We start from the raw sequence: 15,644 nt of genomic DNA, 5'->3' as shown, positions 1-15,644 counted from the left end.
TCCGCCGCCCGGGCCTTTCCCATGCTGCCCGCCGGCTTCCGCTTCGGTGCCGCCACCGCCGCGTACCAGATCGAGGGCGCCCACGACCAGGACGGCCGCGGGCCCTCGATCTGGGACACCTTCAGCCACACGCCGGGGCGGACGCTCGGTGGCGCGACCGGTGACACCGCCTGCGACCACTACCACCGCTACCGGGAGGACGTGGAACTGCTGCGCCAACTCGGTGTGGACAGCTACCGATTCTCCTTCTCCTGGAGCCGTCTGCTGCCGGAGGGCACCGGCCCGGTCAACGCCAAGGGCGTCGACTTCTACGACCGCCTGCTCGACGAGCTGCTGGCCGCCGGGATCCGACCCGCCGTCACCCTCTACCACTGGGACCTGCCGCAGGCGCTGGAGGACCGCGGTGGCTGGCGGGTCCGGGAGACAGCCGAGGCGTTCGCCGGGTACACGGCTCTCGCCGCCGAACGGTTCGGCGACCGGGTGGAGCGTTGGATCACCCTAAACGAGCCGCACTGCTCAGCCTTCGTGGGCTACGCCGAGGGCCGCCACGCACCCGGCGCCCAGGAGGGCCGGGGCGCGCTGGCGGCCGCCCACCACCTGCTGGTCGGCCACGGCCTGGCCGTCCGGGAGCTGCGGGCGGCGGGCGCCCAGGAGGTCGGGATCACCCTCAACCTGGACCGGATCCACACCGCCTCCGACCGTCCCGAGGACCTCGCCGCGCTGCGCCGGGCCGAGGTCCTCCACAACGAGGTCTGGACCCAGCCGCTGTTCTCCGGCCGCTACCCCGCCGACGAGGCCGAGACCTGGGCCGGCCAGGCCGACGGCCCCTGGCGCCGCCCCGGTGACCTCGAACTCATCGGTGCGCCACTGGACTTCCTCGGCATCAACTTCTACCGCCCGATCACCGTCGCCGCCGCCCCGCACCGGGCGGAGGACCCCGAGCAGCGCTCCGCCGTGGACATCGGCGTCACCGAGCTGGACCCGTACGGGACCCGGCACACCACCATGGGGTGGCCGGTCGTCCCGGCCGCGTTCACCGAGCTGCTCACCGGGCTGCACGGCCGGTACCCGGAGTTGCCGCCGATCTGGATCACCGAGAACGGTTGCGCCGACCCCGACACCGTCGGTCCGGACGGCCAGGTCCACGACACCGGGCGGATCGACTACCTCGCGGACCACCTCGCCGCCGTCGCCGACGCCATCGCCGCCGGGGTCGACGTCCGCGGCTACTTCCTGTGGTCACTCCTGGACAACTTCGAGTGGGCCCGTGGCTACGACCAGCGTTTCGGTCTGGTCCGGGTCGACTACGACACCAAAACCCGAACGCCCAAGGACAGTTATCACTGGTACCGGGGCCTGATCACCGCGCAGCGCGCGCGGACAGAGGAACCTGCCCGATGAAATTCACCGACGGCTACTGGCTGATGCGCCCCGGTGTCACCGCGCGTTATGCCGCCGAGGTCGCCGACGTCCGGTCGGACGAGCACGGGATCACGCTCTACGCGCCGGTGAAGCACGTGCGCGGCCGTGGTGACACCCTCAACAGCCCTCTGCTGACGGTCGAGTGCTGGTCGCCGGCCGAGGGCATCATCGGGGTGCGCGCCACCCACCACGCCGGATCGGTGCAGCGCGGGCCGGAGTTCGCGCTGCCCGGGGCGGAGCGGAGCGCCGGGAAGGTGCGCCGCGACGGGGACGTGGTGGAGCTGGCCGCGGGCGACCTGACGCTGCGGGTGGACACCTCCCAGCCGTGGCAGCTGGAGTTCGCCGCCGACGGCCGGGTCCTGACCACGGTCGGGGAGCGCGGCACGGCGTTCGTCACCGACGACACCGGGCGTCACTTCATGCTCGGTCAACTCTCCCTGGGCGTCGGCGAACTGGTCTACGGTCTGGGGGAGCGGTTCACGCCGTTCGTCCGCAACGGGCAGGTGGTGGACATCTGGCAGGCCGACGGCGGCACCACCAGCGAGCAGTCCTACAAGAACATCCCCTTCCACCTGACCAACCAGGGCTACGGCGTCTTCGTCAACCACCTCGGCAAGGTCAGCTACGAGGTTGGCTCCGAATCGGTCGGCCAGGTGCAGTTCAGCGTCGAGGACCAGTCGCTCGAGTACTTCGTGGTCTACGGGCCCACGCCCAAGCAAATTTTGGAGCGCTACACGGCCCTCACCGGCCGTCCCGCGCTGCCGCCGGCGTGGGCGCTGGGGCTGTGGCTGACCACCTCCTTCACCACCGACTACGACGAGGCCACCGTCAACCGCTTCGTCGGCGGCATGGCCGAGCGCGGGATTCCGCTGAGCGTCTTCCACCTCGACTGCTTCTGGATGCGCGAGTACCAGTGGTCCGACTTCGAGTGGGACGCCGACACCTTCCCCGACCCCGCCGGGATGCTCGCCCGGCTGAAGCAGCAGGGGCTGCGGATCTCGGCCTGGATCAACCCCTACATCGCGCAGAAGTCGGCGCTGTTCGAGGAGGCCAGGCGCGAGGGGTACCTGGTGCGGCGCCCGGACGGCAGCGTGTGGCAGTGGGACCTGTGGCAGCCCGGCATGGCCCTGGTGGACTTCACCAACCCCGCCGCCGCCACCTGGTACACCGGCAAGCTGCGGCCGCTGCTGGAGCAGGGTGTGGACTGCTTCAAGACCGACTTCGGCGAGCGCATCCCCACCGATGTGGTCTGGCACGACGGCTCCGACCCGGAGCGTATGCACAACTACTACACCCACCTCTACAACCGGGCCGTCTTCGAGCTGCTCCGTGAGGTGCGGGGTGAGGGTGAGGCGTTGCTGTTCGCCCGCTCCGCCACCGCCGGCGGCCAGCAGTACCCCGTCCACTGGGGCGGCGACTGCGAATCGCACTTCAACGCCATGGCCGAGTCGTTGCGCGGTGGGCTGTCGCTCGGTCTGTCGGGCTTCGGGTTCTGGAGCCACGACATCGGCGGCTTCGAAGGCACCCCCACGCCCACCGTCTTCAAGCGCTGGGTCCAGTTCGGGCTGCTCTCCTCGCACAGCCGCCTGCACGGCTCCAAGTCGTACCGGGTGCCATGGGACTACGGGGAGGAGGCGGTCGACGTCACCCGCGAGTTCACGCTCCTCAAGCACCGCCTCGCCCCCTACCTGCAACGCGCGGCCCAGCAGGCACACACCACGGGCATCCCGGTGATGCGTGCCATGGTGCTGGAGTTCCCCGACGACCCCGCCGCCGCCACCCTGGACCGGCAGTACATGCTCGGCGAGGACCTGCTGGTCGCGCCGGTCTTCAGCGACGACGGCACGGTCGAGTACTACGTCCCCGAGGGGACCTGGACCAACGTCCTGACGGGGGACCAGGTGATCGGTCCGCGCTGGGTGAAGGAGCGGCACGGCTTCCACACCCTGCCGCTGCTAGCCCGGCCCGACTCCGTGCTCCCGCTCGGGGCCGACGACCAACACCCCGTCTCCGCCTGGGCGGACGGCGTCGAACTGCGGGTGCACGCCTTCGCCGCGGGAGCCGAACGCACCCTGGTCGTCCCCGACACCGAAGGCACCGGCAGCAGCGCCCGCTTCCACCTGCGCCGCGAAGGCGACCGGCTCCATGTCACCACCGACAGTCCGCACGCCTGGCAGCTGCGGATCGGCGGACCGGACGGCACCCTGCACGCCCACCCGGCGGGCACCGCCGAGGCGGACCTGCCGTACCCGGCCTGAACCCGGACCCGGCCCGAACCCGAACCTGAGGCGGGACCCCTCGTGGGGTCCCGCCTCAGGTTCGCCACCACCCCGGAAGTGCACCTGTCATGGAGAGCCTGACCAAGCGTCACCTGACCGGTGACCAACTCGATGCCCTGCTGCGCGCCGGTGCCGGCATCGGGTGCCGCCTGGAGGGTGAGCTGACCGACGGCTGGTTCAACAGCGTCCACCGGGTCCGGCTGGACGACGGCCGAGCCGCCGTGGTGAAGCTCGCTCCGCCGCCCGACGCGGCGGTCCTCCGGTACGAGCGCGGCATCCTGGCCACCGAGGCCATGGTCTACCGGCGGCTCACGACGCTGCCGCCCGGCGCCGTACCCTCGCCGCAACTGCTGTACGCAGGAGCGGAGTTCATCGTCCTGTCGGTACTGGACGGCATCCCGTGGGACAAGGCGGGCGACCGGCTGGACCCACGGACCGGGGCGGATCTGCGGCGCGAGCTGGGGGCGATCACCGCGCGCCTGCACACCCTGCGCTCCGAGGACGGCCGTTTCGGGTATCCCGCCGCCGAGTCCGCGCTGTCCGCCCCCGACTGGCGAACGGCGTTCACCGCCATGGTCGACGCGCTGCTCGACGACGCCGACCGTTGGCAGTCCCCACTGGGCGTGCAGCCCGGCGACCTCCGGGCCCTGGTGGCCGAGGGCCGCCAGGCGCTCGACGAGGTGACCGAACCTCGGCTGGTCCACTTCGACCTGTGGCCGGGCAACGTCTTCGTCCAGCCGGCCGACGGTGGGCGGCGGGCCCGCGTCACCGGGCTCATCGACCACGAACGGGCGTTCTGGGGCGACCCGGCCGCCGAACTGGTCTCGCTGGCCTTCGGTGGCGGCACCGGCCCGGGCAGCGACCTGGTGGCCGGCTACACCGGGGCGGGCGGCCGCCTGGACTTCGACCCCACCCTCCGGCACCGGCTGGCCCTCTACCACCTGTACCTGGGGCTGCTGCTGGTGGTCGAGTGCGGCCCGCGCGGCTACGGCGCGGACCACCTGGTGTTCTGCCGCGGCTTCCTCGACGAGAGCATCGCCCGGATCCGGGCGATGGGGTAGCTGACCGGCTGCCGCGCCGCGCCGGCGGTCTCAGGGAGCCGTCACTCCTGCTTCTCGCCGGAGGCGAAGCGGGAGATGATCAGCGCGACGATGATGATCGCGCCGTTCAGGAACTGGTTCCAGAGCGGCGGCACCCCGGCCAGGGTCATGACGTTGACCACGAGTTGGAGGGTGAGCACGCCGGTCAGAGCACCGAACAGCGTGCCGCGGCCGCCGTTCAGGCTGACGCCGCCGATGACGGTGGCGGCGAAGACCTGGAAGATCCAGCCGTTGCCCTGGTCGGCCGAGATGGAGCCGTAGTGGCCGGTGTAGAGGATGCCGGCGAAGGCGGCGAGCAGGCTGCCCAGGACGAGGACGGCCCAGGTGATCCGGTCGACCCGGATGCCGGCGGCGCGGGCGGCCTCGGCGTTGCCGCCGATCGCGTAGAGGGCGCGGCCGTGGCGCAGCCAGGCGAGCGCGCAGCCGGCGATCAGGAAGAGCAGGGCGCAGATCCAGATCGCGGCCGGGACGCCGAGCCAGCTGGTGCGGCCGAGGTAGGTGAAGGAGCCGGGCAGATTGACGATCGACTGGCCCTCGGAGATCGCGACCTGGAGGCCGCGCAGCAGGGTGAGCGCGCCGAGGGTGACGATGAAGCCGTTCAGGCGCAGCTTGAGGATCAGGAAGCCGTTGACCGCGCCGATGACCGCGCCGACCAGCAGGCAGAGCGGGACGGCCGTCCAGGTGGGGAAGAGCCCTAGGCCGTTGAACCGGGCGCCGTGGTCGGGCAGCACCAGCCAGACGGCGATGACCGGGGCGACGCCGATGGTGGACTCCAGTGAGAGGTCCATCCGCGCGGCGATCAGGATCAGGGCCTCGGCCAGCACCAGCAGGCTCAGCTCGGTGGCCTGCTGGCCGACGCCGAGCAGGTTGTCGGAGGTGAGGAAGGCGGGGGAGACGATGAATCCGATGATGCCGAGCACGAGCAGGACCGGGACGAGGGAGAGGTCGCGGTAGCGCGCCAGGCTGAAGCCGGGGCGGGCGGACGCGGGGACGGTGGTGGCCGAGTGCGCGCGGGCCTCAGTGGTGGGTGACATGACTTTCCTTCGTGTCGGTCGGGCCGGCCATGCCCTCCATGGCTGAGACCAGCTCTTCGTCGCTCCAGCCGTGGGCGAACTCGGCGACCACACGGCCGTGGAACATGGCCAGGACGCGGTCGCAGACCCGCAGGTCGTCGAGTTCGTCGGAGACGATCAGGGCGCTCTTTCCGGCGTCGGCGACCTCGCGGACGGTGCCGAGCAGGGATTCCTTGGACTTGATGTCGACGCCGTTGGTGGGCCGGATGGCGACCAGCACCTGCGGTTCGGCCGCCAGCGCCCGGGCGATGACCACCTTCTGCTGGTTGCCGCCGGACAGGGCGGAGACCGGGGTCGAGGGGCCGGGCGTCTTGATGTCGAGGCCGGCGATCATCCGCTCGGCGAAGGCCCGGGTCCGGGACGGCAGCACCGTGCCCCAGGGGCCGAGCTGGTCACTGACGGTCAGGGTGGCGTTCTCGGCGACGCTGCGCTGCGGGATGAGGCCCTGGAGGTGCCGGTCCTCGGGGACGAAACCGATACCGGCGGCGAGTGCGGCGGGAACCTGACCCGTACGCACCGGTCGGCCGGCCACGGTGACGGCCCCGGACTGCGGGCGGTGCAACCCGGCCAGGGTTTCGCCGAGTTGGACGTTTCCGCTGGCGGCCGCGCCGGCCAGGCCCACCACCTCGCCGGGCCGCGCGGTCAGCGCGACGTCCTGGTAGGCACCCGCCAGGCTGAGACCGGATACCTCCAAAAGTGGCGCACCGCCAATGTTCTGACGGCCCGACAGGCTCCAGGGTGCGCCCTGGGCGCTCTCCCCGGTCATCGCCTCGACCAGCGCCTGCCGGCCGAGTCCGGCGACCGGCGCGGTGACGATGTGCCGGGCGTCCCGGTAGACCGTGACCGTGGTGCAGAGGTCGTAGACCTCCTGGAGGTGGTGCGAGATGAACAGGAAGGCGACACCCTGCCGTTGAAGCGAGCGCAGCTTGTCGAAGAGCCGCTCGATGCCGCGGGCGTCGAGCTTGGCGGTCGGCTCGTCCAGGATGATGAAGCGGGCCCCGAGGGAGAGCGCCCGGGCGATCTCGACGAACTGCCGCTGTTCGACACCGAGGTCTCCGGCGCGTGCGGTCGGGTCGACGTCCACACCGTACTCGGCGAGCAACTCACCGGCCCGCTGACGTAGTTGCTTCCAGCTGATCGGCCGCATCGCAGCGTCGCTCTGCCGGTTGAGGAACAGGTTCTCCGCGACGGTCAGCGCCGGGATGATGGTGGAGCGCTGGTACACGCAGGCCACCCGGGAGCGCCAGGCCTCGATGTCGCCCGGCGCGGGGGCGGGTGCGCCGTCGAAGCGCAGGGTGCCGGTGTCGGGGTTCTGCAGTCCGGTGAGGATCGAGACCAGGGTGGACTTTCCGGCGCCGTTGCGGCCGACCAGCGCGTGCGACTCGCCGGGCGCGACCGAGATGCGGGCGTCGCTGAGCGCGACGGTGGCGCCGAAGCGCTTGCTGATCCCGTCGGCCTCGACGACAGGGCCCCGGACGGGGCTGGGGTCCGCCATGGCGGGTCCTTTCAGGGTCGTACCCGTGAGCGGCGGTGCGGCGGGGCCGTCGGTCCGCCGCCCACGGAGGTCGGTGGGGTCAGTTGCCGACGTTGTTGCCCCACAGGGCCTTGTCGTCCACGTTGTCCTTGGTGACCAGCGGGGCGGACAGCTGGTCCTCCAGGCCGTTCGGCAGCTGGATGATGGTGGACTCGTGGTCGGTAGCGCCGGGCTGGAAGGTCTTGCCCTCGGCGGCGGCCTTCGCGTAGTACAGCGCGTACTTGGCGTACAGGTCGGCGGGCTGGGAGACGGTCGCGTCGATGTCGCCCTTGCGGATCGCGTCGAACTCCTGCGGGATGCCGTCGTTGGAGACGATGGCGATGTGGCCGGGCTGGCCGACCGGCTTGAGCAGGCCCTTCTGCTGGAGCAGGGCGAGGGTGGGCTGCAGGAAGGCGCCGCCCGCCTGCATGTAGATGCCGTTCAGGTCCGGGTTGGCGGTCAGGGTGGACTGGAGCTTGGCGGAGGCGACGTCGCCCTTCCAGTCGGTGGCCAGCTCGATCACCTGGATGCCGGGGAACTTCTCCTTCATGCAGGAGGCGAACGCCTCCGAGCGGTCGCGTCCGTTGATGGAGCTCAGCGAGCCCTGGAACTCGGCGACCTTCCCCTTGCCACCGAGCTGCTTGCCGAGGAACTCGCAGGCCTTGGAGCCGTACGCCTTGTTGTCGGCACGCACCACCATGTAGACGTCGCCCTTGTCGGGGCGGGTGTCGACGCTGACCACCGGGATCTTCTTGGCCGCCAGGTTGTCCAGGGTCGAGGCGACCGCGCCGGTGTCCTGAGGGGCCATCACGATGGCCTTGGCGCCAGTGTTCTGGAAGACCTGGACGTTGGCGACCAGCTTGGTGACGTCGTTCTGCGAGTTGCTCACCGGCAGGGTGTTGAGGCCCTCGGAGGTGGCGTCCTGCTTGATGTACTGGGCGTAGGAGTTCCAGAAGTCGGAGTCCGCACGCGGCAGGTCGATGCCGATGGCCGGCTTTCCACCACCCGAGGCGGAGGCGGCCGAGTCACTGCCACGGTTGCAGGCCGTGGCAAGTCCCGCGAGGACGACCACGGCGGCGGCGGTGGCCATGATTCTGGACGAGCGAGCCTTCATGGTGCTGATCTCCTTGGCGGGGGCCGGGATTCCGCTGGGTGAGGCGGAGCGGGAGAGGGGGGCCGCAGTCATCGGATGGCTAGCGGTATCGAGGACCCTACGAGCCGGGCTGGCGGCTGACAAGAGAGAACCTCGGATGATTTTCGAAGCGTGACATTCGGGTTTCGCTCCCGTCTCACGGCGCCCGGAACGGCGCTCCGGTGCAGGGCGAGAGGAACGGTGGCGGAATCATCGGAGGACTTCTTGCCAGGAGGCGACCGCCCTCGTATGGTCATGCCACCGCAACAGTCATCCGATGTGTCGGCCTGATGGGGTACCCCGGCCTGCACGAACCACGGACGGAGATCGGGCATGAAGCTACTGCGCATCGGGGCACCGGGAGAAGAGCTCCCGGCGGTCCTCGACGAGGACGGACGCACGTTCGACCTCTCGGGGCTGACCGGTGACATCGACGGGGCCTTCCTGGCCTCCGGCGGTGCCAACCGCGTCCGGGCCGCCCTGGCCGCAGGCGAACTGCCCCTGATCGACCCGACTGGGCTCCGGACCGGCCCGCCGGTCGCCCGGCCCGGCAAGGTGGTCTGCGTCGGCCTCAACTACCGTGACCACGCTGAGGAGACCGGTGCCGCCGTCCCACCCCGCCCGGTGGTCTTCATGAAGGACCCGGCCACCGTGGTCGGACCGTACGACCAGGTGCTGATCCCGCGCGGCTCGGTCAAGACGGACTGGGAGGTCGAACTCGCCGTCGTCATAGGCAGCGAGGCACGCTACCTGGCGGACACCGACCAGGCGGCCGCCTGCATCGCGGGCTACGCGATCAGCAACGACGTCTCCGAGCGGGAGTTCCAGCTCGAGTTCTCCCCCCAGTGGGACCTCGGCAAGTCCTGCGAGACCTTCAACCCGCTCGGGCCCTGGCTGGTCACCCCGGACGAGGTGACGGACCCTCAGGTGCTCGGCCTGCGACTGACCGTCAACGGTGAGGTCCGCCAGGACGGCGACACCAAGAACATGATCTTCGACGTCGGGTACCTGGTCTGGTACCTCAGCCAGTACATGGTGCTCAACCCCGGCGACGTCATCAACACCGGCACCCCGGCCGGCGTGGCCCTGGGCCTGCCCGGTACCCCCTACCTGCGCGCGGGGGACACCGTCGAGCTGACCATCGAGGGCCTCGGCAGCCAGCGCCAGACCTTCTCCAACGCGTGAAAGGCACCACGTTGTCCGCAACCACCGCGCGGATCACCGCCGTCGACACCTACGACATCCGCTTCCCCACCTCGCGGGAGCTGGACGGGTCCGACGCGATGAACCCGGACCCCGACTACTCCGCCGCCTACGTCGTGCTGCGTTCCTCCGCAGGCGGTGACGAGGGCCACGGCTTCAGCTTCACCATCGGACGCGGCAACGACGTCCAGGTGGCCGCCATCGACGCGCTGCGCCCGCACGTCATCGGGCGTTCGGTCGCTGAGCTGTGCGACGACCCCGGATCGCTGTACCGCGACCTGATCGGCGACAGCCAACTGCGTTGGCTGGGTCCCGAGAAGGGCGTGATGCACATGGCCATCGGAGCCGTGGTCAACGCCGTCTGGGACCTGGCGGCCAAGCGCGAGGGCAAGCCGCTGTGGCAGCTGCTGGCCGACGCCGATCCGGAGTGGCTGGTCTCCCAGGTCGACTTCCGGTACATCGCCGACGCGCTGACCCCCGACGAGGCCCTGGACCTGCTGCGCGAGGGCAAGCGGGGCGCGGCCGAGCGGCAGGCCGAACTGCTGCGCCGCGGCTACCCCGGCTACACCACCTCCCCGGGCTGGCTCGGCTACTCCGACGAGAAGCTGACCCGCCTCGCCCACCAGGCAGTCGCCGACGGTTTCACCCAGATCAAGCTGAAGGTCGGCGCCGACCTCGAGGACGACATCCGCCGCTGTCGCGCCGCCCGCGAGGCCGTCGGCCCGGACATCCGGATCGCCATCGACGCCAACCAGCGCTGGAACGTCGGCGAGGCGATCGAGTGGACCAAGGCCCTCGCCGAGTTCGACCCGTACTGGATCGAGGAGCCCACCAGCCCCGACGACGTGCTCGGCCACGCCGCCGTCCGGCGCGGGGTCCACCCCGTCAAGGTCGCCACCGGTGAGCACGTGCAGAACCGGGTGGTGTTCAAGCAGCTCCTCCAGGCCGAGGCGATCGACGTCCTCCAGCTCGACTCGGCCCGGGTGGCCGGGGTGAACGAGAACCTCGCGATCCTGCTGCTGGCCGCCAAGTTCGGCGTCCCGGTCTGCCCGCACGCCGGTGGCGTGGGCCTGTGCGAACTGGTCCAGCACCTGTCGATGTTCGACTACGTCGCCCTCTCCGGTACCACCGAGGACCGCGTCATCGAGTTCGTCGACCACCTGCACGAGCACTTCCTCGACCCGGTGCGGATCAGTGCCGGCCACTACCTGGCCCCGACCGGGCCCGGGTTCTCCGCCGCGATGCACCAGACCTCCATCGACACCTACACCTACCCCGGCGGAGCGTTCTGGGCCGCCGACCTCGCGGGGGAGGGGCTGACGTGACGAGCGATCTCGCCGGGCTGACCGCCCTGGTCACCGGCGGTGCCTCCGGCATCGGCCTGGCCACCGCCCGCTTGCTCAGCGAACGCGGCGCCGAGGTCGCGGTCCTGGACCTCGACCCCAGTGGCGCTGGTGCCTCGCTGCGCGGCTTCACCGCCGACGTCGCCGACGACGCGTCCGTGCGCTCGGCCGTCGGGGCGGCGGCCGAAGCGCTCGGCGGGATCGACATCCTGGTCAACAACGCGGGCATCGGCGCGATCGGCACGGTGGAGGACAACGACGACGAGCAGTGGCGCCGGGTCCTGGACGTCAACGTGCTCGGCATCGTCCGCGCCACCCGCGCCGCCCTGCCCCACCTGCGCCACTCCGCCCACGCCGCAGTGGTCAACACCTGCTCCATCGTCGCCACCACCGGCCTACCGCAGCGCGCGCTGTACGCGGCCAGCAAGGGCGCCGTCCTCTCGCTGACCCTGGCGATGGCCGCCGACCACGTCCGCGAGGGCATCCGGGTCAACTGCGTCAACCCGGGGACGGTGGACACCCCATGGGTCGGTCGGCTGCTGGACGCCGCAGCCGACCCGGTCGCCGAACGCGCCGCGCTGAACGCCCGTCAGCCCACCGGCCGCCTGGTCACCCCCGAAGAGGTCGCGGCCGCCATCGCCTACCTCGCCTCCCCGGCCGCCGCCTCCGTCAACGGCATCGCGCTGGCCGTCGACGGCGGCATGGCGACCCTGCGGATGCGGCCGGAGCCGCAGTCATGACGCTGCGTCAGAACCGGCTCGGCCGGAGTCAGGTGACGGTGAGCGAGCTGGCCTTCGGCGCTGCGGCGATCGGCAATCTGTTCGCCCCGGTCACCGACGCCGAGGCCCAGCTGGCCGTGACCACGGCCTGGGACTCCGGCCTCCGGTACTTCGACACCGCCCCGCACTACGGCCTCGGCCTGTCCGAACGCCGGCTCGGCAGCGTCCTGCGCGGCCTGCCCCGCGCCGAGTACACGCTCTCCACCAAGGTCGGCCGCCTCCTGGTGCCCACCGGCCCCGGCGGCGGTGACGACCTGGCCGAGGGCGGCTTCGCGGTCCCCGCCACCCACCGCCGGGTCTGGGACTTCAGTGCGTACGGCGTGCGCCGCTCCATCGAGGACAGCCTCCGACGGCTGGGGGTGGACCGGATCGACATCGCCTACCTGCACGACCCCGACGACCACGCCGCGGAGGCGCTCGACCAGGCCTACCCCGAGCTGGAACGCCTGCGCGCCGAGGGCGTGCTCGGCGCGATCGGGGTGGGCATGAACCAGGCCGAACTGCCCGCCCGGTTCGTCCGCGACACCGACGTCGACGCCGTCCTGCTGGCGGGCCGCTACAGCCTGCTCGACCACCGCGGTCTGACCGAACTGCTCCCGCTCGCCGCCGAGCGCGGAGTCGGCGTGGTCATCGGCGGCGTCTTCAACTCCGGCCTGCTCGCCGACCCCCGGCCCGGCGCCACCTTCGACTACACCGCCGCCCCGCCCGAGCTGGTGCGGCGGGCGCTCGACCTCAAGGCGGTCTGCGAGAGCCACGGAGTGCCGCTGCGGGCGGCCGCCCTGCGCTTCCCGGCCGGCCATCCGGCCGTCGCGAGCGTGCTGGTCGGAACCCGCAGCGCGGCCGAGGTCGAGGACGCCGCCGCTATGCTCCGGCTGGCGATCCCGGCAGCCCTGTGGGCGGACCTGAGCGAACGCGGGCTGCTGCCGCCCGGCGTCCCGACCCCGGTGGAGGTGGGCTGATGCGCATCGCCCTGTTCATCACCTGCTTCAACGACACCCTCTACCCCGACACCGGCCGGGCGGTGCTGACCGTGCTGGAGCGGCTCGGCCACACCGTGCACTTCCCGCAGGAGCAGACCTGCTGCGGGCAGATGCACTTCAACACCGGCTACCGCCCCGACGCCGTCCCACTGGTCGCCCGGTTCGCCCGGACCTTCGCCGACTACGACGCCGTCGTCACCCCCTCGGCCTCGTGCGCCGGCATGGTCCGGGAGAACCACCCGCTGCTCGCCGAGGAGTACGGGCCGGCCGCCCTCCGCCGTCAGGTCACCGAACTGGTGCCCCGGGTGCACGAGTTCACCGAGTTCCTGACCGACGTCCTGGGGGTCACCGACGTCGGCGCGCGCTTCCCGCACCGGGTGGCCTACCACCCGACCTGCCACTCGCTGCGGGGCCTGCGGCTGGGGGACCGGCCTGAGCAGCTGCTGCGGGCGGTCAAGGACCTCGACCTGGTCGACCTAGCGGCCGCCGACTCCTGCTGCGGCTTCGGCGGCACCTTCGCCGTCAAGAACGCCGACACCTCGGCGGCGATGCTCGCCGACAAGAACGCCGCCGTCCTGGACAGTGGCGCCGAGGTCCTGTGCGCCGCAGACAACTCCTGCCTGCTGCACATCGGCGGGGGCCTGGCCCGCCAGGGCACCACCGTACGGACCATGCACCTGGCCGAGATCCTCGCCGCCACCGAAGGAGCCGCGCGATGAGCAGCGATCGCGGTGTCGTCTGGCTGGGGTCACCGTCCTTCCCGGACGCCGCTCGGGAGGCGCTCAAGGACGCCCAGCTGCGCGCGAACCTGAAGCGCGCCACCGGCACCATCCGTGACAAGCGGCTCACCGTCGCGGCCGAACTCGACGACTGGGAGGCGCTGCGGGAGTCGGCCGCCGCGATCAAGAAGCGCACGGCACGTCATCTGGACCGCTACCTGGAGCAGTTGGAGCGGTCGGTGAGCGCGGCCGGCGGCACCGTGCACTGGGCGGCCGACGCGGGCGAGGCCAACCGGATCGTCGCCGAGCTGGTGCGCGCCACCGGTGAGCGCGAGGTGGTCAAGATCAAGTCCATGGTCACCCAGGAGATCGGCCTCAACGAGCACCTGGCCGAGCAGGGCGTTACCGCGTACGAGACCGATCTCGCCGAGCTGATCGTGCAGTTGGGTGACGACCGACCCTCGCACATCCTGGTCCCCGCCATCCACAAGAACCGCACCGAGATCCGCGACCTGTTCGCCGCCGAGATGGGTCACTGGGGGCAGCCCGCGCCTGAGGGCCTCGGCGACGAACCCGCCGAACTGGCCGAGGCCGCCCGTCGGCACCTGCGGGAGAAGTTCCTCACCGCGAAGGTCGCCGTCTCCGGCGCCAACTTCGCCGTCGCGGAGACCGGCACCGTCGTGGTGGTGGAGTCCGAGGGCAACGGCCGGATGTGCCTCACCCTGCCGCCGACCCTGATCACCGTGATGGGCATCGAGAAGGTCGTGCCCGCCTGGTCCGACCTCGAGGTCTTCCTGCAACTGCTGCCCCGGTCCTCCACCGGCGAGCGGATGAACCCGTACACCTCGATGTGGACCGGTACCACGGAAGGTGACGGACCGTCGGACTTCCACCTGGTGCTGCTCGACAACGGCCGCACCGCCACCCTCGCCGACCAGGTCGGCCGCCAGGCGCTGGCCTGTATCCGCTGCTCCGCCTGCCTCAACGTCTGCCCGGTCTTCGAGCGCACCGGCGGCCACGCCTATGGCTCCGTGTACCCGGGGCCGATCGGGGCCGTGCTGACCCCGCAGCTGGTCGGGATCGGAAGTGACATCAACAACGGGGCGGCCTCGCTGCCCTTCGCCTCCACGCTCTGCGGGGCCTGCTACGACGCCTGCCCGGTGAAGATCAACATTCCGGAGGTGCTGACCCACCTGCGGGCCAGGGTGGTCGAGGCCGAGGGCCGGTCGGCGGAGGCGCTGGTGATGAAGGCCGCGGGCAAGGTGCTCGGCTCCCCGCGGCTGTTCGCGGCCGCGCAGAAGGCCACCGCCCTCGGTGGCCGGGCGCTGGCCCGCGAGGGACGGATCGGCCGGCTGCCCGGCCCGCTGCACGGCTGGTCCGACAGCCGCGACACCCCTGCACCTCCGGCCGAGTCCTTCCGTGCCTGGTGGCGCAAGAACAGGGAGAGCGAATGAGCAGCCGCGAGAGCGTCCTCGCCCGAGTCCGGGCCGCGCTCGCCGACGTACCCGCCGACGAGACGCCTGAGGACGTCCACGTCCCGCGCGACTACCGGCGCAGCCACACCGAGCCCGGTCAGGACACCGTCGCCCTGTTCGCCGAACGGGTGGCCGACTACCGCGCCACCGTCACCCGGACCGACCGGCCCGGCCTGCGCGAGGCCGTGGCCGCAGCCCTCACACTGCGCCGGGCCGGACGCCTCGCCGTACCGAGCGGGTTCCCCGACGAGTACCTGCCGAACGGCAGCTGGGTGTGGCACCGCGAACCGCTCGACGTCCCCGCGTTGGACGCGCTGGACGGCACGGTCACCCTGGCCGCCACCGCCATCGCGATCACCGGGACCATCGTCCTCGACACCGGCCCCGGCCAGGGGCGGCGCGCGCTCACCCTGGTGCCCGACTACCACCTGTGCATCGTCGGCGCCGAGCAGATCGCCGAGGACGTCCCCGAGGCGCTCGCCCGTCTGGACCCGACCCGCCCGCTCACCTTCGTCTCGGGCCCGTCCGCCACCAGTGACATCGAACTCGACCGCGTGGAAGGCGTCCACGGACCGCGCATCCTGGACGTGATCATCGTGGAGACCACCTGAGATCCGCCCCGGCGG

At 71.4% G+C, this 15,644-nt stretch carries 13 protein-coding genes; 10 read left to right on the top strand and 3 right to left on the bottom strand.

What is annotated here, in order from left to right; genetic code table 11:
• Nucleotides 1-21 precede the first annotated feature (21 nt).
• The 3 genes from ACKUU6_RS03715 to ACKUU6_RS03705 all read left to right on the top strand — a co-directional run bounded on the left by ACKUU6_RS03715 (nucleotide 22) and on the right by ACKUU6_RS03705 (nucleotide 4,762).
• On the top strand, nucleotides 22-1,401 hold the full coding sequence (locus tag ACKUU6_RS03715) for a GH1 family beta-glucosidase (RefSeq protein ID WP_407992028.1): 1,380 nt from the start codon (nucleotides 22-24) through the stop codon (nucleotides 1,399-1,401).
• Nucleotides 1,398-3,680, top strand: a complete 2,283-nt coding sequence (gene yicI / locus ACKUU6_RS03710; protein WP_407986981.1) for an alpha-xylosidase — start codon at nucleotides 1,398-1,400, stop codon at nucleotides 3,678-3,680. The genes ACKUU6_RS03715 and yicI overlap by 4 nt, the downstream gene beginning before the upstream one ends.
• Before the next feature lie 89 nt (nucleotides 3,681-3,769).
• Nucleotides 3,770-4,762 carry a phosphotransferase family protein gene (locus tag ACKUU6_RS03705; RefSeq protein WP_407986980.1) on the top strand — a complete coding sequence of 331 codons (993 nt, stop codon included), beginning with the start codon at nucleotides 3,770-3,772 and terminating at the stop codon, nucleotides 4,760-4,762.
• 41 nt (nucleotides 4,763-4,803) lie between these two features.
• Here the strand turns inward: ACKUU6_RS03705 and ACKUU6_RS03700 are convergent, their stop codons facing one another.
• The 3 genes from ACKUU6_RS03700 to ACKUU6_RS03690 all read right to left on the bottom strand — a co-directional run bounded on the left by ACKUU6_RS03700 (nucleotide 4,804) and on the right by ACKUU6_RS03690 (nucleotide 8,501).
• Complete coding sequence (locus ACKUU6_RS03700) at nucleotides 4,804-5,835, bottom strand: ABC transporter permease (protein ID WP_407986979.1); 1,032 nt, start codon at nucleotides 5,833-5,835, stop codon at nucleotides 4,804-4,806.
• Nucleotides 5,819-7,369, bottom strand: a complete 1,551-nt coding sequence (locus ACKUU6_RS03695) for a sugar ABC transporter ATP-binding protein (protein ID WP_407986978.1) — start codon at nucleotides 7,367-7,369, stop codon at nucleotides 5,819-5,821. Before ACKUU6_RS03695 ends, ACKUU6_RS03700 begins: the two co-directional genes overlap by 17 nt.
• A gap of 79 nt (nucleotides 7,370-7,448) precedes the next feature.
• Nucleotides 7,449-8,501, bottom strand: coding sequence for a sugar ABC transporter substrate-binding protein (locus tag ACKUU6_RS03690; protein ID WP_407986977.1), 1,053 nt, complete (start codon nucleotides 8,499-8,501; stop codon nucleotides 7,449-7,451).
• A 351-nt stretch (nucleotides 8,502-8,852) separates the two neighbouring features.
• On the opposite strand from ACKUU6_RS03690, the gene ACKUU6_RS03685 reads away from it, so the two are divergent.
• From ACKUU6_RS03685 to ACKUU6_RS03655, 7 genes are read left to right on the top strand one after another with little or no spacing between them, the layout of a single operon-like run.
• Nucleotides 8,853-9,704, top strand: a complete 852-nt coding sequence (locus ACKUU6_RS03685; RefSeq protein WP_407986976.1) for a fumarylacetoacetate hydrolase family protein — start codon at nucleotides 8,853-8,855, stop codon at nucleotides 9,702-9,704.
• A gap of 11 nt (nucleotides 9,705-9,715) precedes the next feature.
• Entirely contained in the window at nucleotides 9,716-11,047 is a 1,332-nt protein-coding gene (locus ACKUU6_RS03680) for an L-fuconate dehydratase (protein WP_407986975.1), read from the top strand.
• Nucleotides 11,044-11,805, top strand: coding sequence for an SDR family NAD(P)-dependent oxidoreductase (locus ACKUU6_RS03675; RefSeq protein WP_407986974.1), 762 nt, complete (start codon nucleotides 11,044-11,046; stop codon nucleotides 11,803-11,805). The genes ACKUU6_RS03680 and ACKUU6_RS03675 overlap by 4 nt, the downstream gene beginning before the upstream one ends.
• 2 nt (nucleotides 11,806-11,807) lie before the next feature.
• Nucleotides 11,808-12,803, top strand: a complete 996-nt coding sequence (locus ACKUU6_RS03670; protein WP_407992027.1) for an aldo/keto reductase — start codon at nucleotides 11,808-11,810, stop codon at nucleotides 12,801-12,803.
• Entirely contained in the window at nucleotides 12,803-13,543 is a 741-nt protein-coding gene (locus ACKUU6_RS03665; RefSeq protein ID WP_407986973.1) for a (Fe-S)-binding protein, read from the top strand. The genes ACKUU6_RS03670 and ACKUU6_RS03665 overlap by 1 nt, the downstream gene beginning before the upstream one ends.
• Nucleotides 13,540-14,997, top strand: coding sequence for a LutB/LldF family L-lactate oxidation iron-sulfur protein (locus tag ACKUU6_RS03660; RefSeq protein WP_407986972.1), 1,458 nt, complete (start codon nucleotides 13,540-13,542; stop codon nucleotides 14,995-14,997). Before ACKUU6_RS03665 ends, ACKUU6_RS03660 begins: the two co-directional genes overlap by 4 nt.
• Complete coding sequence (locus ACKUU6_RS03655) at nucleotides 14,994-15,629, top strand: LutC/YkgG family protein (RefSeq protein ID WP_407986971.1); 636 nt, start codon at nucleotides 14,994-14,996, stop codon at nucleotides 15,627-15,629. The genes ACKUU6_RS03660 and ACKUU6_RS03655 overlap by 4 nt, the downstream gene beginning before the upstream one ends.
• Nucleotides 15,630-15,644 lie beyond the last annotated feature (15 nt).

It is taken from the genome of Kitasatospora sp. CMC57 (assembly GCF_045866025.2).
Lineage (GTDB): Bacteria > Actinomycetota > Actinomycetes > Streptomycetales > Streptomycetaceae > Kitasatospora.
Note: the sequence above shows the minus strand (reverse complement) of the source record. Positions and strands in the feature narration are given on the sequence as shown.